19 protein-coding genes and 1 tRNA gene are annotated in these 18,109 nt (G+C 66.1%); 4 read left to right on the top strand and 16 right to left on the bottom strand.

Annotation, left to right across the window (positions count from 1 at the left end):
* The first annotated feature begins 4 nt into the window (after positions 1-4).
* Positions 5-481, top strand: coding sequence for a Crp/Fnr family transcriptional regulator (locus tag CLD20_RS17530; protein WP_224407962.1), 477 nt, complete (start codon positions 5-7; stop codon positions 479-481).
* Positions 482-488: 7 nt separating this feature from the next.
* On the opposite strand, the gene CLD20_RS17525 is transcribed toward CLD20_RS17530, so the two are convergent.
* From CLD20_RS17525 to tesB, 8 genes are all read right to left on the bottom strand, one after another.
* Positions 489-1,292, bottom strand: a complete 804-nt coding sequence (locus CLD20_RS17525; RefSeq protein ID WP_224407961.1) for an exodeoxyribonuclease III — start codon at positions 1,290-1,292, stop codon at positions 489-491.
* Positions 1,293-1,573: 281 nt separating this feature from the next.
* Positions 1,574-2,224, bottom strand: coding sequence for an outer membrane lipoprotein carrier protein LolA (locus CLD20_RS17520; RefSeq protein ID WP_224407960.1), 651 nt, complete (start codon positions 2,222-2,224; stop codon positions 1,574-1,576).
* Between the two features lie 107 nt (positions 2,225-2,331).
* Entirely contained in the window at positions 2,332-4,818 is a 2,487-nt protein-coding gene (locus tag CLD20_RS17515) for a DNA translocase FtsK 4TM domain-containing protein (protein ID WP_224407959.1), read from the bottom strand.
* A gap of 147 nt (positions 4,819-4,965) precedes the next feature.
* The gene (locus tag CLD20_RS17510) at positions 4,966-6,306 is read right to left on the bottom strand and encodes an ammonium transporter (RefSeq protein ID WP_224407958.1); all 1,341 of its coding nucleotides are present in this window, start codon (positions 6,304-6,306) and stop codon (positions 4,966-4,968) included.
* A 29-nt stretch (positions 6,307-6,335) separates the two neighbouring features.
* Complete coding sequence (locus tag CLD20_RS17505) at positions 6,336-6,674, bottom strand: P-II family nitrogen regulator (RefSeq protein WP_224407957.1); 339 nt, start codon at positions 6,672-6,674, stop codon at positions 6,336-6,338.
* A gap of 322 nt (positions 6,675-6,996) precedes the next feature.
* Entirely contained in the window at positions 6,997-8,298 is a 1,302-nt protein-coding gene (locus CLD20_RS17500) for an ammonium transporter (protein ID WP_304504370.1), read from the bottom strand.
* A gap of 26 nt (positions 8,299-8,324) precedes the next feature.
* Positions 8,325-8,663, bottom strand: coding sequence for a P-II family nitrogen regulator (locus CLD20_RS17495; RefSeq protein WP_224407956.1), 339 nt, complete (start codon positions 8,661-8,663; stop codon positions 8,325-8,327).
* A 232-nt stretch (positions 8,664-8,895) separates the two neighbouring features.
* Positions 8,896-9,768 (bottom strand): acyl-CoA thioesterase II, encoded by an 873-nt coding sequence (tesB, locus tag CLD20_RS17490; RefSeq protein ID WP_224407955.1) that lies wholly within the window; start codon positions 9,766-9,768, stop codon positions 8,896-8,898.
* A gap of 201 nt (positions 9,769-9,969) precedes the next feature.
* On the opposite strand from tesB, the gene CLD20_RS17485 reads away from it, so the two are divergent.
* Entirely contained in the window at positions 9,970-11,196 is a 1,227-nt protein-coding gene (locus tag CLD20_RS17485) for a ubiquinone biosynthesis hydroxylase (RefSeq protein ID WP_224407954.1), read from the top strand.
* Positions 11,197-11,342: 146 nt separating this feature from the next.
* Here the strand turns inward: CLD20_RS17485 and CLD20_RS17480 are convergent, their stop codons facing one another.
* The 6 genes from CLD20_RS17480 to CLD20_RS17455 form a co-directional block, all read right to left on the bottom strand.
* On the bottom strand, positions 11,343-11,954 hold the full coding sequence (locus CLD20_RS17480; protein ID WP_224407953.1) for a TetR/AcrR family transcriptional regulator: 612 nt from the start codon (positions 11,952-11,954) through the stop codon (positions 11,343-11,345).
* A 16-nt stretch (positions 11,955-11,970) separates the two neighbouring features.
* Positions 11,971-12,195, bottom strand: a complete 225-nt coding sequence (locus CLD20_RS17475) for a Trm112 family protein (protein WP_224407952.1) — start codon at positions 12,193-12,195, stop codon at positions 11,971-11,973.
* 37 nt (positions 12,196-12,232) lie between these two features.
* Complete coding sequence (locus tag CLD20_RS17470) at positions 12,233-12,850, bottom strand: LON peptidase substrate-binding domain-containing protein (RefSeq protein ID WP_224407951.1); 618 nt, start codon at positions 12,848-12,850, stop codon at positions 12,233-12,235.
* Positions 12,851-12,945: 95 nt separating this feature from the next.
* Entirely contained in the window at positions 12,946-13,893 is a 948-nt protein-coding gene (trxA, locus tag CLD20_RS17465) for a thioredoxin (protein ID WP_224407950.1), read from the bottom strand.
* 93 nt (positions 13,894-13,986) lie between these two features.
* On the bottom strand, positions 13,987-14,490 hold the full coding sequence (locus CLD20_RS17460) for a GNAT family N-acetyltransferase (protein ID WP_224407949.1): 504 nt from the start codon (positions 14,488-14,490) through the stop codon (positions 13,987-13,989).
* Entirely contained in the window at positions 14,483-14,986 is a 504-nt protein-coding gene (locus CLD20_RS17455; protein WP_224407948.1) for a prolyl-tRNA synthetase associated domain-containing protein, read from the bottom strand. Before CLD20_RS17455 ends, CLD20_RS17460 begins: the two co-directional genes overlap by 8 nt.
* Positions 14,987-15,222: 236 nt before the next feature.
* Between CLD20_RS17455 and CLD20_RS17450 the strand changes: the two genes are divergently transcribed.
* Positions 15,223-15,297, top strand: a tRNA-Gly gene (locus CLD20_RS17450).
* A gap of 80 nt (positions 15,298-15,377) precedes the next feature.
* On the opposite strand, the gene CLD20_RS17445 is transcribed toward CLD20_RS17450, so the two are convergent.
* Complete coding sequence (locus tag CLD20_RS17445) at positions 15,378-15,695, bottom strand: PilZ domain-containing protein (RefSeq protein WP_224407947.1); 318 nt, start codon at positions 15,693-15,695, stop codon at positions 15,378-15,380.
* Between the two features lie 173 nt (positions 15,696-15,868).
* On the bottom strand, positions 15,869-16,783 hold the full coding sequence (locus CLD20_RS17440) for an AraC family transcriptional regulator (RefSeq protein ID WP_224407946.1): 915 nt from the start codon (positions 16,781-16,783) through the stop codon (positions 15,869-15,871).
* Between the two features lie 287 nt (positions 16,784-17,070).
* Here CLD20_RS17440 and CLD20_RS17435 point away from each other — a divergent pair, with 287 nt between their 5' ends.
* Entirely contained in the window at positions 17,071-18,102 is a 1,032-nt protein-coding gene (locus CLD20_RS17435) for an aldo/keto reductase (protein ID WP_224407945.1), read from the top strand.
* Positions 18,103-18,109 lie beyond the last annotated feature (7 nt).

Here is an 18,109-nt window from a genome sequence, read left to right as displayed (position 1 = left end):
ACCCATGAGCCTCGGTTCGGACGTTCAGCTCCTCAGGGAGGCCCCGTTCTTTTCCGCTTTCACGGAGGAACATCTGCGCCTCATCGCCTTCTCGGCGGAAAGCCGGACCCTGCGCAAGGGCGAGACGATGGTGGAAGCCGGGCGTCCGCTGCACTCGGCCTATCTCGTCTCTTCCGGGGAGCTGATGGCCACCCCTGCCGCCGCAGCCAGGCGCGAGAACACGGAAGACGAGGGACGACGGCTTGGCCGCGGCGCGCTCATCGGCGAGCTCGCGCTCATCACCGAGACGCGGGCCTACGAGACGCTGGTCGCCACGGAGCCGAGCGCCGTGCTGCAAATCCGCCGCTCGGTCTTCCGCAGGCTGTTCGACGAATATCCGGAGATCGCCGAGGCGCTTCGCGACAAGCTGACGGAAAGCCTGACCGACACGGTGGGCCGTATCCGCGATATCGGCAAGCGGCTCAGCCCACAGGAAGAGTGAGCCTTCCTTATTCCTCGGAGAAGGCCGCGATAACCGGAACGTGATCGGAAGGCCGCTCCCAGCTCCGCGCTTCCTTCAGCACCTTAACGGACACGGCCCGGGCGCCGAGGTCGGGCGTCGCCCAGACATGGTCGAGCCTGCGACCACGGTCGGAGGCCTCCCAGTTGGGCGAGCGATAGCTCCACCAGGTGAAGAGCTTTTCTTCCGGGGGCACGAAGCGCCGCATCACGTCGACCCAGCCGCCTTCGGCCTGGAGCCGCAGGAGGCCCTCCGTCTCCACCGGCGTGTGGCTGACGACCTTGAGGAGCTGCTTGTGCGACCAGACGTCGGTCTCGAGCGGGGCGATGTTGAGGTCGCCCACGAGGATCGAGCCGGGCTCGGTGTACCGCGCGGCCTGCCGGCGCATCTCCTCAATGAAATCGAGCTTGTGGCCGAACTTCCAGTTCCGCTCCCGGTCCGGCTCGTCGCCGCCCGCGGGCACGTAAAAATTGTGCAGCATCACCGGCCCGGTGCGCGTCGGCATCTCGGCGGCGATGTGCCGGCAGTCGCCCCGGTCGCAGAAGAGATGGCGGTCGATGCGGGAAAGCGGCCGGCGCGAGACAATCGCGACGCCGTTGTAGCCCTTCTCCCCGGCGATCGCGATAAAGGGATAGCCGGCTTCGCGGAAGGCGTTCTCGGGAAACAGCGCGTCCGGGCACTTCGTCTCCTGCAGACAGAGCGCGTCGGGTCTCGCCTCGGCGAGAAAGCGGCGCACCAGATCGATGCGCAGACGGACGGAGTTGATATTCCAGGTGGCGACGGAGAAGGACATGCTTTCCGGTCTGGCGGGTCGGGCGCCTTAAATCCAGCAGAAGGGGCTTCAACCAACAGGAAATCGGCCCCGACAAAGCGAAAGGCGCCCAGCCGGAACGACTGGACGCCTTCGCGGACCGAACCCGAGCGAGACGGGGGGCGTTGTTTCGGCCGGGTCGATCTCCGCAGCGACAAGATGGGACTTCTCGTCGCCGAGACAAGCCCAATCGTCGCATCCTCCTCTTAACCCTTTCGTCGCCTTAATTCCAATTGGCGAAAGGGTCACAGTTAGGAAATATTCTAATCACGCAGAGAGCGCTCGCGCGCCCGGTTGGTGATGGCGCCGTAGTTGATCTTGAACAGGCTCGCAGAGAGATTGCGGCCGGTCTCCACGTTGTAGAGAACGACGGTGGTATCGAGCCCCTGTGCATCGCGCACGGTCCACTGACGCAGCTCGTAACTCGCCGGATCGAAGAAGAGCGTCAGCGTGCCGCCGCCGAACTGCGCGTCGTCGACGATGGTCACCTGGATGAGGTCGCTCTCGATGGCGACCCCGCGCACCTTGTCGGAGCGGGACAGGTTGAGGTTGTTGTCGAGAAGAAACTTCAGCGGCGTCTTCGACAGGGGCCAGAGGTCCTCGGTCTTCACGCTCGCATCCTCGACCAGGACCGAATCGCCGTCGGAACGCACCTTGAGGTGCGAGGGCGGATCGTAGTCGAAGAGGATGCGGCCCGGCCGGGCGATATAGAACTTGCCCTGGCTCTTCTCGCCCGTCGGCCCGAACTGGATGAACTCCCCGTTCATGGTGCGCACACCGTCGAGTTTCTGGGAGATGGCGGCGAGCGCGGCATTCTCCTGCGCGGTGAAAGCGAAAGCCGGGGCGGACAGCATGGCGAGCGCCACGGCGCCGGCGGCGGCAAGGCGCGTCAGGCGCCTGTTGAAGATGCGCATCGAAATTCTCCCAAAGCCGTCTCTTCGGCTTCTCACAATGAACCGCTCACCTTGGCGGTTCCAGCGAGCGTCACCGCCTTCACCACCCAAAGGCGGCCAGAATCGGATCAGGCGGCGTTTTCGTCGCCCACGAGGATCTCGCGCTTGCCGGCATGATTTGCCGGGCTGACGAGGCCCTCCTTCTCCATCCTTTCGACGATGGAGGCGGCGCGATTGTATCCGATCGACAGACGCCGCTGGATATAGCTGGTGGATACCTTGCGGTCGCGCAAGACCACGGCGACAGCCTGATCGTAGGTGTCGTTGCTGTCGTCGGAGCCCCCACCGGCGGCGAGCGCGTCCCAGCCCGATTCGCCCTCGGCCTCCTCGTCGGTGATGGCGTCGTGATAGTCGGGCACGCCCTGGTCCTTCAGATGGGCGACGACGTCCTCCACCTCCTCATCGGAGACGAAGGGTCCGTGGACGCGCTGGATGCGGCCGCCGCCGGCCATGAAGAGCATGTCGCCCTGGCCGAGCAGCTGCTCGGCGCCCTGCTCGCCGAGGATGGTGCGGGAATCGATCTTGGAGGTCACCTGGAAGGAAACGCGGGTCGGGAAGTTCGCCTTGATGGTGCCGGTGATGACATCGACGGAGGGACGCTGCGTCGCCATGATGACGTGGATGCCGGCGGCGCGGGCCATCTGGGCAAGCCGCTGAACGGCGCCTTCGATCTCCTTGCCGGCGACGATCATCAGATCCGCCATCTCGTCGATGATGAGGACGATGTAGGGGATCGGCTCGAGCTCCAGCTCTTCCGTCTCGAAGATCGCCTCGCCGGTATCGTGGTCGAAGCCGGTCTGGACGGTGCGCTGGATCACCTCGCCCTTCTTCTTCGCCGCGGCGACGCGCTGGTTGAAGCCGTCGATGTTGCGGACGCCGAGCTTCGACATCTGCTTGTAGCGCTCCTCCATCTCCCGCACCGTCCATTTGAGGGCGACGACGGCCTTCTTGGGATCGGTGACGACCGGGGTCAGGAGGTGCGGAATGCCGTCATAGACGGAAAGCTCGAGCATCTTCGGGTCGATCAGGATGAGCCGGCACTCCTCCGGCTTCAGCCGGTAGAGCAGCGACAGGATCATGGTGTTGATCGAGACCGACTTGCCTGAACCCGTGGTACCGGCGACGAGAAGATGAGGCATCTTGGCAAGGTCGGCGATGACCGGTTCGCCGCCGATCGTCTTGCCGAGAGCAAGGGCAAGCTTGGCGCGGCTCTTCTCGAAGTCGCTCGAGGCGAGGAGCTCCTGCAGGTAGACCGTCTCGCGGCGAACGTTCGGAAGCTCGATGCCGATCACGTTGCGGCCGGGAACCACCGCGACGCGGGCGGCGATCGCGCTCATGGAGCGGGCGATGTCGTCGGCCAGGCCAATGACCCGCGAGGACTTGATGCCGGGAGCCGGCTCCAGCTCATAGAGGGTCACGACCGGCCCCGGGCGGACGTTGATGATCTCGCCGCGCACGCCGAAATCCTCCAGCACGCCTTCAAGGGCCCTGGCGTTCTTCTCCAGCGCGGAAGCGTCGAGATCGTGTCCCTTGCGCACCTGCGGCTCGGAGAGGAAGTGCAGCGGGGGATACTGGTACTCGGCGCTCGGCAGGAGCGAGGGCTGGGCCTCGCGGGCAACGCGTCTGCCAGGCTTCAGGCGGGGCGCGGCCTCTGCGACTCGCGGTGTGGCCGGGGCCTGCGGCTCGACATCCCATTCTTCGTCGGCAAATTCCTCGCGTTCCTCGCCGAGCATCGGCTCGAGGCGTTCCCCGTTCTGGCTTTGCCCGCCCGGTGATTCGCTGCGTTCCAGGGCGACGCGTACCGCGATCTTGCCCCCCCGCTTCAGGCCGCGGCTTATGGCGGAAAGAGCCGAAAAGCCATGATGCATGGCGAAGCCGGCGGCGACGGAGAGGACGCCCGCGCGCTCGCCATCCGTATCGAGCTCGTCTTCGTCCTCTTCCTCCACCGCGGAGCGGCGCGCCTTCTTTGCCGAGGCTGCGGCGATCTCCGCCGGGCGGGTCAGCGCGGAGGCGACGAGAAGGGCGATGGCAAGTCCGGCCGAAAGGACGCCGAGCGCGGCGCGCATGCCGACCGAGAGCGGATCGCCGAACAGGAATTCGGGAAGGCGCAGGAGGATATCGCCGAGCGCACCTCCGAGGCCGATCGGCAGCGGCCAGCCCGCGGTGACCGGCAGGCAGGCAAGCGCCAGCGCCGCCAGCGCAGCGCCGCCGATCCAAAGCCCGGTCTGGCGGGGGATATGGCGCGGGCGTCGCATCCGCACGAGCGAGAGCCCCAGAGCGGCCGGAGGGGCGAGCAACGCGACGACGGCAAGGCCGAAGAACTGCATGGCGAGGTCGGCGAAGATTGCCCCCGGATGGCCGAGAAGGTTCTTCGGAGCGGCGTCCGTAAGGTTGGAAAAGCTCGGATCGGCGACGTTCCACGTCAGGAGGGCAAGGGCCATCACCGCGATCGCCAGGAGGAGCACGAATCCCGAAAGCTGCAGGGCCCGCCGCGCCGCGAGGCGTCGCAGGGCATAGGTGGAATGGAAAAACTCGCTGCTTGCGCCGAAGGCCATCAGGTTCGCCGTCCTCGCTTTCCGTCGAGCGCGAAGATAGGCCAGTGCGGGTTAAACGCTTGTTAACCAGCAGGATGGAGCGAGGCTCCAGACATAAAAAAACGGCCCGGGCATAGCCCGGGCCGCGGATTGACGTGTCTTTTGCGCTCAGACGCGCTGCGAGCCGACACCGAACTCCGGATAGGCCTCGACACCGACCTCGACCGCATCCAGACCGAGCGCCTCTTCTTCCTCGCCGACGCGCATGCCGACGGTGAATTTGAGGATCAGCCAGACGATGGAGGAGACCACCAGGCAGAAGATGCCGACCGAGACGATGCCGATCAGCTGCGTGACGTAGCTGGTGTCGGCATTGGAAAGCGGCACGATGAGCGTGCCCCAGATGCCCGCGACCAGATGCACCGGAATGGCGCCGACCACGTCGTCGATCTTCAGCTTGTCGAGCAGCGGCACGACGAGGACCACGATGATGCCGCCGATGCCACCGACGAGCAGAGCAACCGGCACACTCGGCGCCAGCGGCTCGGCCGTGATGGAGACGAGGCCGGCAAGCGCGCCGTTGAGGGCCATCGTCACATCGACCTTCTTGTAGATCACCTGGGTGAGGATCATCGCCACCACGACGCCCGCCGCCGCGGCGAGGTTGGTGTTGACGAAGATGCGCGAGATCGCCGAGGCGTTCTCGAAGCCGTCAAGGGCGAGCTGGGAGCCGCCGTTGAAGCCGAACCAGCCGAGCCACAGGATGAAGGTGCCGAGCGTGGCGAGCGGGATCGAGGAACCCGGCATCGGGTGGACCGAGCCGTCCGCCCCGTACTTGCCGCGGCGCGCGCCGAGCAGGATGGCGCCGGAAAGGGCGCACCAACCACCGACCGAATGCACGAGCGTGGAGCCCGCGAAGTCGGAAAAGCCCATCTCGGAGAGCCAGCCGGCGCCCCACTGCCAGGAGCCCGTGATCGGGTAGATGACGCCGGTCAGGATCACCGTGAAGATCAGGAACGGCCAGAGCTTGATGCGCTCGGCGAGCGTGCCGGAGACGATCGAGGCCGCGGTGGCGCAGAAGACCATCTGGAAGAACCAGTCGGAGGCCACCGCATAGTCGCCGCTCGTCTCGGAGGCGGGATCGGGGATCGCCTTGGGGATCGGAACGCCGAAATAGCCGCCGTTCACATCCATGTACATCAGGTTGTAGCCGATCACCCAGAACATCAGGCCGGCAACCGAATAAAGCGCGATGTTCTTCAGGCACTGCATGGAGACGTTCTTGGAACGCACCAGGCCGGCCTCCAGCATGGCAAAGCCGGCCGCCATCCACATGACGAGGAAGCCCGTCATGAGGAAGGAGAGCGTGTTGAAGGTGAAGGCGATCGCCGCCGGGTCGGCGACGGCCGGCGCCTCGGGCGCGGCATCCTGCGCGAGCGCCGGATCCATTGCCAGAAGCGCAAGCGGCGCCACAAAGGCCGCCCGCTTCAGCCAGGATTCATAATTCATCGATTTTCCCTCTCTCGCGGTCCCCATCTTCAGAGCGCCTCCTTGTCCAGCTCGCCGGTGCGAATGCGCACGGCGTGTTCGACATTGACGACGAAGATCTTGCCGTCGCCGATCTGGCCGCTCTTGGCGGCGCCGGCGATCGCCTGCACGACGCGATCGGCGCCCGCAGCTTCCACGACAACTTCGATCTTCAGCTTTGGCAGGAAGCTCACGGCGTATTCGGCGCCGCGATAAATCTCCGTATGCCCCTTCTGCCGGCCATATCCCTTCACTTCCGTGACGGTGAGGCCCTGCACTCCGAGCCCGGTGAGCGCTTCACGCACCTCGTCGAGCTTGAAGGGCTTGATGATCGCAATGATCAATTTCATCTCGGTCACACTCTCCCATGGTTGGGCCGCGATGCGGCCAGCCGGATGACGCGCCGCACAGCCGCCTCCTGCGGCCGCCGTTCCAAGAGATGTGCCAGAATCCGGCCATAATCTCCAAGAGACTGATCCGAAAGACGTTTCAGGAGAAGCTCGGGAAAGCTGAGATTCCGAAGCGGGCAAAATGCCCAAGTTTTGGGCGCCTCAGGAGGCCCGCCTAAATATTGAGCGGGAGACCGCCGCGAAGCTCATCTGCGGCCAAGACAAAAAAGGCCCGGCCGCCGAAGCGGCCGGGCCATGCCTATGAAGAGGTCTCGGCCGAAGCCTACTGCACGACCTCGCCGTGCAGGTTGATGTCGAGGCCTTCGGTCTCGACTTCCGGCGAGACGCGGGCGCCGATCACCATGTCGATGACCTTGAGGATGACGAAGGCGCAGACAGCGCTCCAGATGACGGTGGCGCCGATACCATAGATCTGCGTCACCACCTGGCCGGGATTGCCCTCGATGAGACCCGGCGTACCGCCGATCGCCTCGCGGGCGAAGACACCCGTCAGGACGGCGCCAACGATGCCGCCGACCGCGTGGACGCCGAAGGCATCGAGCGAATCATCGTAACCGAGGGCGGGCTTCAGCCAGACGACGGCGGCAAGGCAGACGAGGCCGGCGGCGATGCCGATGATGAGCGCGCCCATCGGGTCGACGAAACCGGAGGCCGGCGTGATGGCGACGAGGCCGGCGACCGCGCCGGAGATGATGCCGAGCACGCTCGGCTTGCCCTTCACGGCCCACTCGCCGAACATCCAGGCGAGAGCGGAGGCTGCGGTGGCGATCTGGGTGACGGCCATGGCCATGCCGGCCGTGCCGTTCGCCGCAACCGCCGAACCGGCGTTGAAGCCGAACCAGCCGACCCAGAGCATCGAAGCGCCGATCAGCGACAGGACGAGGTTGTGCGGTGCCATGTTCTCCGCGCCGAAGCCGCGACGGCGGCCGAGCACTAGGGCGGTGACAAGGCCAGCGATACCGGCGTTGATGTGGACGACGGTGCCGCCCGCGAAGTCGAGAACGCCGGCCTCGGAGAGGAAACCGCCACCCCAGACCCAATGGGTGATCGGCGAATAGACGACGACGCTCCAGATGCCCATGAACCAGAGCATCGCCGAGAACTTCATCCGGTCGGCGAAGGCGCCGGTGATGAGGGCCGGCGTGATGATGGCAAAGGTGAGCTGGAAGGTCATGAAGACCGTCTCGGGGATGGTGCCGCTCAGCGTGTCCGGGCCGATGCCCGCCAGGAACAGTTTGTCGAGGCCGCCGACATAGGCGTTGAAGGCACCGCCGTCGGTGAAGGCCAGCGAGTAGCCGCACACCATCCAGATGACCGTGACGAGGCAGCAGATAGCGAAGCTCTGCATCGCCGTCGCCAGCACGTTCTTCTTGCGCACCATGCCGCCATAGAAGAGCGCGAGGCCCGGAATGGTCATCATCAGGACGAGCGCGGTGGATGTCAGCATCCAGGCCGTGTCGCCGGTGTCGAGCGTGGGCGCGGCGTCCTGGGCCAGCGCCGGCTGGGCGAGAAGGGCAATCGCCCCGAAAAGCCCCACCCCCTTCAGAAGCTTTGAGATATTCATTCGACAGTCCTCTCCTACCCCCGAACTCAGAGGGCTTCCTTGTCCACTTCGCCCGTGCGGATGCGCACGGCGTGCTCGACATTGACGACGAAGATCTTGCCGTCGCCGATCTGGCCGCTCTTGGCGGCGCGAGCGATCGCTTCCACGACCCGTTCGGCGGCCGCGGCCTCGACGGCCACCTCGATCTTCAGCTTGGGAAGGAAGCTCACGGCATATTCGGCGCCGCGATAAATCTCCGTATGGCCCTTCTGTCGGCCATAGCCCTTCACTTCCGTGACGGTGAGGCCCTGCACGCCGAGATTGGTGAGGGCTTCGCGAACTTCATCGAGCTTGAACGGCTTGATGATCGCAACGATCAGTCTCATCTCTGTCATCATCTCCCTATCCGGACGACAGGGGCGGTCACCTTGTGGGCACCGCTGAAGGCTGCCGCCTCAACGGGCATGGCTAATCAAGCGCTGTGCCATCCGGCGCGGCGCTCCCAAGTTTCTTTGATTTCGAAAGAAAATGTTCCTGCGCGGGGCAAGGATGGCCCGGCTCGCGCTCCGAATTTCTGCCCAGCAAATGGGCTTAGGCAGTGATTTGCCTAGAAATCGATCACCTGGGGAGAGGCCGGGGTCGCATCAGGCCTTCCTGCGCGACAGAGGCGACGAGGCGCCCGTCGCGGCTGTAGACGTTGCCGCGCGAGAGGCCCCGCGCATGCGAGGCGGAAGGGCTCTCCTGCGCATAGAGCATCCATTCGGTCGTATCGAAGGGGCGCAGGAACCACATGGCGTGGTCGAGGCTCGCTACCTGCATATCCTGCGAAAAGACGGAACGGCCGTGCGGAAAGAGCGCGGTATCGAGAAGCGTCATGTCGGAAGCGTAGGCGAGCATGCATTTCTGCAGCGCCCCATCTGAAGGAACGGCGCCGGTGGCGCGGAACCAGACCATCTGCTCCGGCGGCAGGGCCTTGCGGGAGATGTAGTGCTCCAGGTCGACGGGCCGGAACTCGATCGGCCGCTCGCGCCGCCAGTAGGCCTTGACGGCTTCGGGAGCCTTGCTCGCCATGACGAGCTGCTTGAACTCCGCCTCGCTCATCAGCTCTTCCGGCGCCGGCACGTCGGGCATCGTCGTCTGGTGGTCGAAGCCGTCCTCTTCCTTCTGGAAGGACGCGGACATGGAGAAGATCGCCTCGCCGTGCTGGACGGCGATCACCCGCCGGGTGAGGAAGCTCGATCCGTCGCGGATGCGGTCGACCTCGTAGATGATTGGCACGGAGGGGTCGCCGGGGCGCAGGAAATACCCGTGCAGCGAATGGGCATGCCGGTCGAGCGGCACGGTGCGGGTCGCCGCGACCAGCGCCTGGCCGATGACCTGGCCGCCGAAGACGCGCTGCCAGCCGACCTGCGGACTGCGGCCGCGGAAGAGGTTGTGCTCCAGAGTCTCAAGGTCGAGAATATCAAGGAGGCTGGCGATGCCGTTCGTCATGTTGCAGATCCTGGGGCGCGGTCGTAAGCGGGCGCCGGCCGTCGGAGGGACGCCGGGGCGGCTCCCCGTCGCAATGGAGCCGATGAAGGCGGGAAACGTTGTCGGGCGAAGGCGCGAAGTCAAGCGCGGTCTCCGACGCCGGATCGGCCGGACGAGGAATGAGCGGGGAGCGGGTACGCGACCCACAGGAAGGAAGACGGAATGGCGAAGACGAAGCGGGCGGATGTGGTGATCGCAGGCGGTGGCTCGGCCGGCATGACGGCGGCGCTCGCGATCAAGAGCGGCGCTCCCGGCCTCGACGTCATGGTGATCGACGCGGCGAAGCCCTCCGGCGGGGCAAACGACCAGCGCGCCTCCGCCATCGCGGCCGCCGCCAAGCGCATGCTTTCAACCCTCGGCGTGTGGCCGAAGATCGCCGCCGAGGCCCAGCCCGTGCGCGGGATGGAAATCACCGACAGCGATACGGGCGATGCCGTGCGGCCGGTCTTCCTCACCTTCGAGGAGCCGCTCTCCGACGGCGAGCCCTTTGCCTACATGGTGCCGAACGGCGCGCTCGGCCCGGCGCTGAAAGAGGCCGCGGAAAAGGCCGGGGTGAAAATTCTGGCGCCGGAGACGGTCGCCGACTTTTCGGTCGGGCCGGGCTCCGTAGCGATCGATCTCGGCTCGGGCGGAAAGATCGAGGCGAAGCTCCTGGTGGCGGCGGACGGGGTGCGCTCGGGCCTGCGCTCCAAGGCCGGCATCCATACCGTTTCCTGGCGCTACAAACAGATGGCGATCGTCGTCAATGTCGCCCATGAGCGGCCGCATAACGGTGTCGCGATGGAGCATTTCCTGCCCTCCGGGCCCTTTGCCATCCTGCCGCTCACCGGCAACCGTTCCTCGCTCGTCTGGACGGAGCGCGAGGAGGAGGCGAAGAAGCTGCTGGCGGAAGACGAGTTCGTCTTCCAGCTGGAGCTGGAGCGCCGCTTCGGCCACCATCTGGGGGCGATCACGCTCGACGGGCCGCGCCAGGGCTATCCGCTCGGCCTGACGCTGGTGCGCGAATTCGTGCGGCCGCGCTTCGCGCTTCTCGGGGATGCGGCGCACGGCATCCATCCGATCGCCGGACAGGGCCTCAATCTCGGTTTCCGCGACGCGGCGGCGCTCGCCGAGATTGTAGTCGGGGCGAACCGGATCGGCCTCGACATCGGCCATATCGAGACATTGAAGCCCTATGAAAGGTGGCGGCGTTTCGACACCTTCCAGATGGGCGTCACTACCGATCTGCTCAATCGTTTCTTCTCCAAGGAGAACGGCGTGTTGCGGGCGGTGCGCAGCGTCGGTCTCGGCGTTGTCGACCGCTTGCCGAGGCTGAAGCGCAACTTCATCAAGGAGGCGGCGGGGCTTGGCGGCGAGCTGCCCCGGCTGATGCGCGGCGAAGCGCTTTAGGCCATCCGCGAAGGGAGCCTCCCGCCACGCGGCGGGATGTGCCGCGTCGATTCAGGCCGCATGTTTGCCGGGACGAACGATCTGCGCCGTCATCCGCTTCGTTCGGAACCGGAACGCTCTCGCGCGCGAACCAAATCGCGGCGCGCTCAAACCGGAAGCGCGTCTGAGGGGGGGGCTGAAAGCCGTCTTCGCATGGCGGTGAGCGCCTCCAGGAGCGGGCCTTCTTCCTGGCGCGATTCGGCGAGAGCGATGCCGCCCTGCCAGAGCGCCAGCGCTTCGGTGGCCCGGTTTTGCGCCTCTTCCTGCGAAAGGCCCGCGGCGCCGAGCTGCGTCGCCAGCCAGGTCTCCATATCGGCCAGGACCTTGCCCGCCCGGGCCGAAGCGTCCGGAGCCGGGATGCGGAAATCGGCCGCGGCCCTTCGGATCGGGCAGCCCTGCACGGCCCGGATCGAGACCGAGCCTTCCAGGAGTTCGACGAGGGCAAGCAGCCGTTCCCGCGGATCGGCATAGAAGGCGGCGAGCTCGGTGAGCGCGGCCTGCATCTGCTCTTCCATCATGGCGGCCACGGCGTCGGCGAGCGCGGCCTTGGAGCGGAAGTAATAATAGATGTTGCCGAGAGGGATGCCGGCGGCGATCCCGATCTCGGCGAGCGAGGTGGCGGAAAAGCCCTGCCGCCAGAAGAGATCGGCAGCCGCGTTCACGAGCCTTTCGCGGGCCTCTGCGCCCCGCTTCGTCGCCGTGCCGCTTTCCGTGTCCATGCCCCCGCACCCCGGATCAATCTTCCAGAGGCCGGGCCTCTTCTTCAAGCAGAATCGGAATGCCGTCGCGGATCGGATAAGCGAGGCGTGCGGCGCGGCTGACCAGTTCCTGGCGCTGGCGGTCGTATTGGAGCGCCGTGCGCGTCACCGGGCAGACGAGAAGCTCAAGCAGCTTCGGATCGACGCGCCTCGGCTTTGTTTCCCCGGCGCCGCTTTCGGGCGCCGCTGTTTCCTTCTCCACCTCTGCGTCCTCCTGTCACACGCCGCGGCAAGCCTGCCTAATGGACCGGGCTTTCGCCATCTCCCCCGGCGAGAGAGAGCTCCGCGATGGCGATCAATGTCTCGGCCCGGCTCTTGTGGTCGGGCGCTTCCAGAAGTGCCTGCTTCTCGGCCGGACCCCAGGGGCTCATCATGCAGAGCGCCGTCAGGAGCCCGACATTGGAAGCACGGTCGACGCTCTCCCAATCCGCCTCCAAGTCGTGCGCGCTCAGATAGGTACGGAACGCCTTCACCAGAGCCGGACGGTCGATCTCCTCCTCGCCCTGGCGCGGCTCGAAATCCTCCAGGAACTCCTCGAAGCACACCTCGCCATGGCGATATCCGGAGTGCATCGGCAATTCGTTGCGAATGCAAAAGCGCGCGACGCCCGTCAGGGTGATGAGGTAGCGCCCGTCTCCGGTCTCGGCGACCTGGGTGAGCCGGCCCGCGCAGCCGACGCGGCAGAGCGAGGCGGTCAGGCAGTCGTGCTCGTCTCCGAGGCAGGGCTGAATCATCCCGACCAGCCGGTCGCCGCGGAGCGCATCGTCGATCATGGCGATGTAGCGCGGTTCGAAGATATTCAGCGGAAGCTGGCCGCCGGGAAGAAGCAGCGCGCCGGAAAGAGGGAATATCGGCATGCGCCTGGGCAGATCGGCGGGTCCTGTGTAACAGCGATTGCCGGCCTGGATGGCCATGCGGGATACCTCTTCAAGTGCTTTGTCCTCCTAGAGAACTAGGCGAAAAGAAGCGACGACAAGCGCTGACGAAACTTCGCAGTCGCAGGTTCTTTCGGACCCCATGCCTCGAAGAACTGCAAAAGCTGCTTGCGGGCGGCCTCTTCGTTCCATTCGCGCTCGCGCCGGACGATCTCGATGAGCTGGCTGGCGGCGCCGGCGCGATCGCCCCGGGCATTGAGGATGAGCGCGAGGTCGAAGCGCGCCTGATGGTCGGCTGGGTCCACCTCGAGCCGGCGATGCAGCTCGTTCGGATCGCCGAGATCGGCGGACTGTTCGGCTAGTTCGAGCGCCGCGCGGGCGGCGGCCACCGCCTCGTGGTTCTCGATCGAGGCCGGGGCACGCTCCAGGAGGGCACGGGCCGTCGGCAGGTTGTTCTGGCTGATCTCGCAGCGCACCAGACCAGCAAGCGCCGCGGCGTTTTCCGGCTCCTCCGCCAGTGCCTCGGCAAACAGGCCCGCGGCACCCGCGGGGTTGCGGGCGGCAAGCTCCGTTTCGCCCGCCTCCACCTTCGCCTCGGCCGATGAGGGGCCGACCGGGCCCGCGACCCGCTCGATAAAGGCCATCACCTGGCTTTCCGGCACGGCGCCCATGAAGCCGTCGAGCGGCTGGCCGTTCTGGAAGGCGATGACGGCGGGGATGGAGCGGATGCCGAGCTGGCCGGGGATCTGCGGATGGTCGTCGATGTTCATCTTGACCAGGCGCACCTTGCCACCTGCCTTGCGCACGGCCGCTTCCAGGATCGGAGTGAGCTGCTTGCAGGGCCCGCACCAGGGCGCCCAGAAATCGACGAGAACGGGCACGGTGCGCGAGGTTTCCAGGACGTCGGCGCGGAAATCCTGGGTGGTCGTCTCCTTGATCAGGTCGGAGGCACCGGACGGCGCCTCGCCGCCGCCCGATCCGGCGGGTCTTGCCTGTCCGCCGAGGATGAATCCCTGCTCGCTCATGATCGGCTTCCTTCGTTTGCTTTCGGCCGCTTGCTTTCGGCTGTCTTGTGCTCGTCGCCTTATGTGGCGAAGGCCGTGCGGAAAGCAATCGGGTCAGGTCTCGTCCTGCCCCCGCGTGTCACGCACCGGGCGGGACGCGGCCTGCCGGCCCGAAAGATGCAGCGTCAGGATCGGCCGCTCCCAGGCGATGCGCCCGCGCGGTGCCTCCGTGCCGACGCGGCGCGCGCCCATCTTCTCGTAGAAGCGCAGTGCCGGGGGATGGGAGACGATCCTGATGCTTCTGAAACCCTCGGCGGTGGCCTTGTCGCACATGTGGGCGAAGAGGCGGCGGCCGAGACCCGACCCTTGCGCGCCGTCGGCGACGAAGAAGAGATCGAGCTCCGGCTCCGGGCGGCTTTTGAGGCCATAATAGCCGAGGATCTCTCCATCCTGCTCGGCAAGGACGAAGAGCCCGGCGTCAAGCTGCCGCGCTGTGATCTCGTAGCCCTGGAGGATGGCGCGATAGGCGCCGTCATATGCGGCGGAGGACTGGGTCAGGCGGTTGAGGGCGACGAGGTCCTCTGCTCGCGCCGTCCTGAAGCGAAATTTCTCAGGCATCTTCGCCGGAGACGGCCAGCACCTGCGGCGCGTGGCCGGCGGCCTTCAGGAAGGCGAGGAGATCGGCGCGGGCAATCCGCGTCGTGGCGGTGTTTTCGAGCGGGTGGAAGTTCAGCTGCTCGTGGGAAAGGAGCGGCTCGTCGAGAATGACGGCGACGGCACCCGCTTCGTCGTTGATGATCGCAAAGGGGGTGACGGAGCCCGGCACCACGCCGAGCAGCTCGAAGAGGAGCTCCGGCTTGCCGAAGGAAAGGCGGGCCGAGCCGATGCGCTTGTGCAGCGTCTTCATGTCGATCGCGGCCTCCTCTTCGGCGACGACGAGGAAGACGGCACCCTTCTTGTCCTTCAGAAAGAGGTTCTTCGTGTGTCCGCCCGGCAGCTCGCCGCGCAGGTCCTGCGATTCGGCGACGGTGAAGAGCGGGGGATGCTCCACGGTCTGCGTCTCGATGCCGAGACCATCCAGAAACGCCATCAGTTCCGCGCGGCCCTTGGCCATCGGTCAGCCTTTCCTGTCGGGGGCAATATCCGTCGATCGCCCGTCTCGCTGCAGCCGGCTCTAAAGAAGGGGACGGGCGGGCACAAGGCGAGGAGAATGGCGGCGATCGCCACCTTCTTTGGAGCTGCCTGCAAGCCTTGCCGGAACCGGTTTGCGGGCAGCCTCTCATCGGGTGTTGCAATGGGCCATCGGTTGCGCCATATAGGCGACCGCTCCGGCAGCGGAGCCTTACGGATGCGGGTGTAGCTCAGGGGTAGAGCACAACCTTGCCAAGGTTGGGGTCGTGGGTTCGAATCCCATCGCCCGCTCCAGTTTCTCTTCCAGAACAGCTTTCGAGACGACGCTGCGCCGGCTTTGCCGGCCGCGCCGTCTTGCCTGCTGTCACGGATCTCTAGGCCCAGCCCGGCGAGTGGTGCAGCGCGGCGGCGTGAGGCCCCTGGGCGAGGCTGAGGACCGTCGTCTCGCGTATCGTCCTGGAGAAGCAGATGCCCGCCAGGGTTCCTTCCTGCCAGACGACATGGGCGGGCAGCGTCTCGCAATTGGGAATGCGCAGGCGGAAAGTCTCGGGAAGAGCAACCGAGCGCAGGAACTCGATGCGAGCGCCGCTTGTGCTGATGTCGCGGATCAGAATCCGCGCGAAAAGGTTCGGCGAGACGATCGCCGCCTGCACGGCTGCCGGATAACGCTCGGCCAGGCGTCGCTCTTCCATCGACAAAACTCTCGCACTTCTTGCAGATATCGCGACAATATCCGTTGCGATCTCAACATGCCGTTAACGTCCCTGAGCCGGCCGCCGGAAGGCGGTGGGAAGGTCGCTCTGGCGTCCTGAGAGCGGGCCGACGCGGAGAGGCCGGCACGCCCGGTTGCGCGCCCGTTGGGTGCCTAGGCTGTCTCGCCGAGCCCGGCCTCCGCGACCGGAACGCCGCGCAGCCGGGCTGCATCGCGCGCCGGGGGCGCGCCGAACAACCGGGCGTATTCGCGGCTGAACTGCGAGGGGCTGCCGTAGCCGACGGCGAAGCCGACGCTGCCGGCATTGGCGCGCTCGGTCAGAAGGATGTGGCGCGCCTTCTGCAGGCGGATCTGCTTTTGGAAATTGAGCGGGCTCATTGCGGTCACCGCCTTGAAATGGCGATGGAAAGAGGAAGGGCTCATGCCGGCGACCTCCGCCATGTCCTCGATTTTCAGCGGGTGGTCGTAGTGCTCCTTGATCCAGGCGATGGCGCGGCTGACCTGGCTGAGACGGCTGTCGGCCAGCGCGATCTGGCGAATGGTGGCGCCCTGCGGACTCTTCAAGAGCCGGTACAGGATCTCCCGCTCGACCAGCGGCGCGAGCATGGCGATGTCTTCCGGCCGGTCGAGCAGCCGCATCAGGCGAAGGAGCGAGTCGGCAAGCTCCGCCGTTACCGCGCTGACGGAAAAGCCGGGTGTGACCGGAGCTTCTTCCTGGGCTTCTCCCAATTCCAGAAGCATGGAGGCGAGGAGCCTGGTTTCGAGACTGATCGCCAGGGCGAGGTAGGGCTCCTCGCGGCTCGCCTGACAGATCTCGCCGACAACGGGCAGATCGACCGAGACGATCAGGTAATCGCCGGCGCCATAACGGAAGAGCCTTTCGCCCAGCATCACCCGCTTCGCGCCCTGTGCGACGAGGCACACGACCGGCTTGTAGGTTCCCGGGGAAGGGCTTGTCGGTGCATCGGAGCGGATGAGGCTAAGCCGGGCGATCGGCGTGTCGCAGCGCTCTCCCTCGCAGTGGCGCTGGATGAGGTCGCCGATCTCGCCGAGTGCGGGTATGTGCATTGGGAGGGTCTCCTGTCGCGGCCGAAGGATGGGGGCAGACCGCAGGCCCAGCCAAGGCGAATCTGGGGCGTTGCGAGGATCGTGCAAGAACCGGGCAGCATCTCGGTCGTCTGCAGAGCGGGCGCGCTCCATCTGGGGAGCATCCGGCGCAGCTGGCCTTTCTGAGCCGCCCGCCGGGACGATTACCGAGGAGAGGGAAGTCCGACCCATGCCGGAAAGCCCTCCACCCCTTTCGGGCCCTTCGCAAAGCCCCGAAAGGGCGACCATCCGAGACCAAGGATCATCTCATGCAATACAACCCACTCGGCCGTACCGGCCTGCTCGTCTCCGAACTCTGCCTCGGCACCATGACCTTCGGTGGCGGCCAAGGCATCTGGCGCAATATCGGCGCTCTCACCCAGGAGGAGTCCGAGGCGCTGGTGAAACGGGCTTTCGAGGCTGGCGTCAATTTCATCGACACGGCGAATGTCTATGCCGAGGGCCTGTCGGAGGAGATCACCGGAAAGGCGCTGAAGAACCTCGGCATTCCCCGCGACGAAGTGGTCGTGGCCACCAAGGTCTTCGGCCGCGTCGGCGAAGGCCCGAACGCCACCGGCGCCTCGCGCTACCACATCCTCGGCGAGGTCCAGAAGAGCCTGAAGCGGCTGCAGCTCGACCATATCGACCTTTACCAGATCCACGGCTTCGACGTGGCGACGCCGATCGAGGAAACGCTGGAAGCGCTCGACACGCTCGTGCGCCACGGCCATGTCCGCTACATCGGCCTTTCCAACTGGGCGGCCTGGCAGGTGGCGAAGGCGACCGGTATCTCCGAGCGCAAGAACCTCGCGCGCCCGGTATCGCTGCAGGCCTACTACACGCTCGCCGGCCGCGACCTGGAGCGCGAGATCGTGCCGATGCTGAAGTCGGAAGGGGTCGGGCTGATGGTGTGGAGCCCGCTCGCCGGCGGCTTGCTTTCGGGCAAGTACAGCCGCGAGGATGAGAAATCCGGAGACGGGCGACGCGCCAGTTTCGACTTCCCGCCGGTGGAGAAGGAACGCGGCTGGACCGTTCTCGACGCCATGCGGCCGATCGCCGAAGAGCACGGCGTGAGCGTGGCGCAGATCGCGCTCGCCTGGCTCCTGCACCAGGAGGCCGTGACGAGCGTCATCATCGGCGCCAAGCGCGTCGACCAGCTGGAGGACAATCTCGGCGCCGTTGATGTGAAGCTCTCCGAAGCCGAGCTGAACACGCTCGACGAGGCGAGCCGCCTGCCGGCCGAATATCCGGGCTGGATGCTGGAGCGGCAGGGGACCTATCGCGTGCCTGCCAAGGCGTGACGCCGCA

The organism is Afifella sp. IM 167, from assembly GCF_020144925.1.
In the GTDB taxonomy this organism is placed as follows: Bacteria; Pseudomonadota; Alphaproteobacteria; order Rhizobiales; family Afifellaceae; genus Afifella.
The sequence above is the reverse complement of the archived record's forward strand: the minus strand, read 5'-3'. Positions and strand labels throughout refer to the sequence as shown.

Bases quoted from the DNA above. Each gene is read 5' to 3' on its own strand.
- CLD20_RS17530 (WP_224407962.1), top strand. From the start codon at position 5: ATGAGCCTCGGTTCGGACGTTCAGCTCCTCAGGGAGGCCCCGTTCTTT.
- CLD20_RS17525 (WP_224407961.1), bottom strand. From the start codon at position 1,292: ATGTCCTTCTCCGTCGCCACCTGGAATATCAACTCCGTCCGTCTGCGC.
- CLD20_RS17520 (WP_224407960.1), bottom strand. From the start codon at position 2,224: ATGCGCATCTTCAACAGGCGCCTGACGCGCCTTGCCGCCGCCGGCGCC.
- CLD20_RS17515 (WP_224407959.1), bottom strand. From the start codon at position 4,818: ATGGCCTTCGGCGCAAGCAGCGAGTTTTTCCATTCCACCTATGCCCTG.
- CLD20_RS17510 (WP_224407958.1), bottom strand. From the start codon at position 6,306: ATGAATTATGAATCCTGGCTGAAGCGGGCGGCCTTTGTGGCGCCGCTT.
- CLD20_RS17505 (WP_224407957.1), bottom strand. From the start codon at position 6,674: ATGAAATTGATCATTGCGATCATCAAGCCCTTCAAGCTCGACGAGGTG.
- CLD20_RS17500 (WP_304504370.1), bottom strand. From the start codon at position 8,298: ATGAATATCTCAAAGCTTCTGAAGGGGGTGGGGCTTTTCGGGGCGATT.
- CLD20_RS17495 (WP_224407956.1), bottom strand. From the start codon at position 8,663: ATGAGACTGATCGTTGCGATCATCAAGCCGTTCAAGCTCGATGAAGTT.
- tesB (WP_224407955.1), bottom strand. From the start codon at position 9,768: ATGACGAACGGCATCGCCAGCCTCCTTGATATTCTCGACCTTGAGACT.
- CLD20_RS17485 (WP_224407954.1), top strand. From the start codon at position 9,970: ATGGCGAAGACGAAGCGGGCGGATGTGGTGATCGCAGGCGGTGGCTCG.
- CLD20_RS17480 (WP_224407953.1), bottom strand. From the start codon at position 11,954: ATGGACACGGAAAGCGGCACGGCGACGAAGCGGGGCGCAGAGGCCCGC.
- CLD20_RS17470 (WP_224407951.1), bottom strand. From the start codon at position 12,850: ATGCCGATATTCCCTCTTTCCGGCGCGCTGCTTCTTCCCGGCGGCCAG.
- trxA (WP_224407950.1), bottom strand. From the start codon at position 13,893: ATGAGCGAGCAGGGATTCATCCTCGGCGGACAGGCAAGACCCGCCGGA.
- CLD20_RS17460 (WP_224407949.1), bottom strand. From the start codon at position 14,490: ATGCCTGAGAAATTTCGCTTCAGGACGGCGCGAGCAGAGGACCTCGTC.
- CLD20_RS17455 (WP_224407948.1), bottom strand. From the start codon at position 14,986: ATGGCCAAGGGCCGCGCGGAACTGATGGCGTTTCTGGATGGTCTCGGC.
- CLD20_RS17445 (WP_224407947.1), bottom strand. From the start codon at position 15,695: ATGGAAGAGCGACGCCTGGCCGAGCGTTATCCGGCAGCCGTGCAGGCG.
- CLD20_RS17440 (WP_224407946.1), bottom strand. From the start codon at position 16,783: ATGCACATACCCGCACTCGGCGAGATCGGCGACCTCATCCAGCGCCAC.
- CLD20_RS17435 (WP_224407945.1), top strand. From the start codon at position 17,071: ATGCAATACAACCCACTCGGCCGTACCGGCCTGCTCGTCTCCGAACTC.